This is a genomic window from Peribacillus sp., assembly GCF_059453735.1.
The window spans coordinates 1-2,007 of sequence record NZ_JAZVJO010000334.1; the positions used below are offsets into that span (position 1 = coordinate 1).

The following is a 2,007-nucleotide window of genomic DNA, read 5'->3' on the forward strand; positions in this document are numbered from 1 at the left end:
AACAAGTGTTTTATGCTGAAGGTTCTTCATTTATTTTTGCCGATGCCTATTCTTTTGATTACCAACTAGACTTCTTTGAAAAATCTTTTTTAGGTAACTAAGAAAGGAGTATTCAAATGAAGGCTTCCTATTCTTTTATAAGTAAAATGCTCATCTCACTCATTATTTTGTTCCTTATCGTGTTAATCGCCTTAGGTTATGGTGCAGCAAGTACAAGTTTTCAAGATTTGTATGAAGCAGTGGTGGGTAAAAGCGGTGGACAATATTATAATATATTAAGAGAAATCCGCTTTCCTCGTGTTATTGCAGCGTTTTTTGTTGGTGCTGCCTTAGCTGTTGCTGGAGCCATTATGCAAGGAATGACAAGAAATCCACTTGCTGAACCAGGGTTACTCGGCCTAACGTCAGGGGCTAACTTAGCGCTGTCGCTAGCTTTAGCCTTTATCCCTGGTATCAGTTTTTTAATGATTATGTTTAGTTCTTTTGTAGGAGCAGGCATAGGTATGCTGATTGTATTTGGAATAGGTGCCACATCAAGAAACGGTCTTTCTCCACTTAAACTAGTTTTAGCTGGAGCGGCCGTCTCTCTGTTTTTACAAGCTATCTCAAGCAGTGTTGCCATTCTCTTTAATGTTGCTAAAAATGTCAGCATGTGGACTGCTGGAGGGTTAATCAGTACCTCATGGGATGCGCTGATCATCATCCCTTTTATCGTAGTGGGATTATTTATAGCCATTCTATATAGTAAACAATTAACAATTTTAAGTCTAAATGAAGAATTAGCAAAAGGACTTGGACAAAAAACCAAGTTAATTAAGACCGTATTAATGATGGTCGTCATTATCCTAGCTGGAACAGCCGTTGCTTTAATAGGGAATTTAACCTTCGTAGGTTTGTTTATTCCACATATTGTCCGCAAAATTGTTGGTGCAGATTATCGATTTATTATCCCGATGTCCATTATTGTCGGAGGGATATTTATGATTGGGACCGACTTTATTAGCAGAATGGTCATTGCTCCTTTAGAAATCCCTGTTGTTGCACTTGTTGCATTAGTAGGTTTACCTTTCTTCTTAATCTTAGTTAAGAAAGGAGGTCGTACCTTCTTTGCGTAAAAAATATAACATACGGCTTATGTATATTCTCATGATCGTATTACTACTCGCTAGTATCATAGCTGGTATTAGCTTAGGCCCATCAGCGGTTGGAATCAAACAAATTATACCGACGCTTTTTGGAAATGGGTCATTTAAAGAGGAATTTATTTTATTTTCTATTCGTATGCCGCGAGTATTCGTGCTTACCTTAGCCGGAATGGCATTAGCACTCTCAGGAGCTATATTGCAAACATTGACGAAAAATGATTTAGCTGACCCAGGTATAATTGGAATAAATGCTGGAGCTGGAGTTGCCATTACAGTCTTTTATTTGTTTGTCGATGCGAGTTCAAAATATTATGCGTATCAATTACCCGTAGTGGGCTTTTTAGGTGCAATCATTACAGCTGGGTTAATCTTTATCTTTACGACTGATAAACAAAACGGGATCCAGCCAGTCAAGTTAGTATTAATGGGAGTAGGAATTGCTTCCGCTTTGTCAGGTTTAATGGTAATTATGATTTCCGGAGCTAAAAATGAGGATGTACAATTCATCACAAAGTGGCTTTCAGGTAACATTTGGGGAGCGGATTGGCCATTTATATTAGCTCTTCTTCCATGGTTGATTGTAGCTATTCCCATTCTTCTGTGGAAACAAAAATCGATGAATTTGTTAGTGCTGGATGAAACCGTAGCAAAAGGATTAGGTGTTTCGATCAACCGCGATCGTATCCTTTTATTAGTCATTGCTGTGGCATTAGCAGGTTCAGCAGTTTCTGTGGTAGGAAGTATTAGCTTTATTGGGCTCATTGCTCCGCATATTGCCAAACAATTGGTTGGTTCAAAACATCAAAATTTCCTGCTGTTATCACCCATAATCGGTGCTGCCATATTAGTTTTTGCGGATACG

At 38.4% G+C, this 2,007-nt stretch carries 2 protein-coding genes; both read left to right on the forward strand.

Features of this window, described 5'->3' with window-relative positions; all coding sequences use genetic code 11:
- Window positions 1-116 precede the first annotated feature (116 nt).
- Complete coding sequence (locus tag AC52RT_RS10630; protein WP_495540723.1) at window positions 117-1,115, forward strand: FecCD family ABC transporter permease; 999 nt, start codon at window positions 117-119, stop codon at window positions 1,113-1,115.
- Window positions 1,108-2,007: FecCD family ABC transporter permease (locus AC52RT_RS10635; RefSeq protein ID WP_495540724.1), on the forward strand; the 900-nt coding region annotated here is incomplete at its 3' end. The genes AC52RT_RS10630 and AC52RT_RS10635, both read left to right, overlap by 8 nt.

What these genes read in the sequence shown, in the direction of transcription:
- AC52RT_RS10630 (WP_495540723.1), top strand. Translation starts at nt 117, where the DNA reads ATGAAGGCTTCCTATTCTTTTATAAGTAAAATGCTCATCTCACTCATT.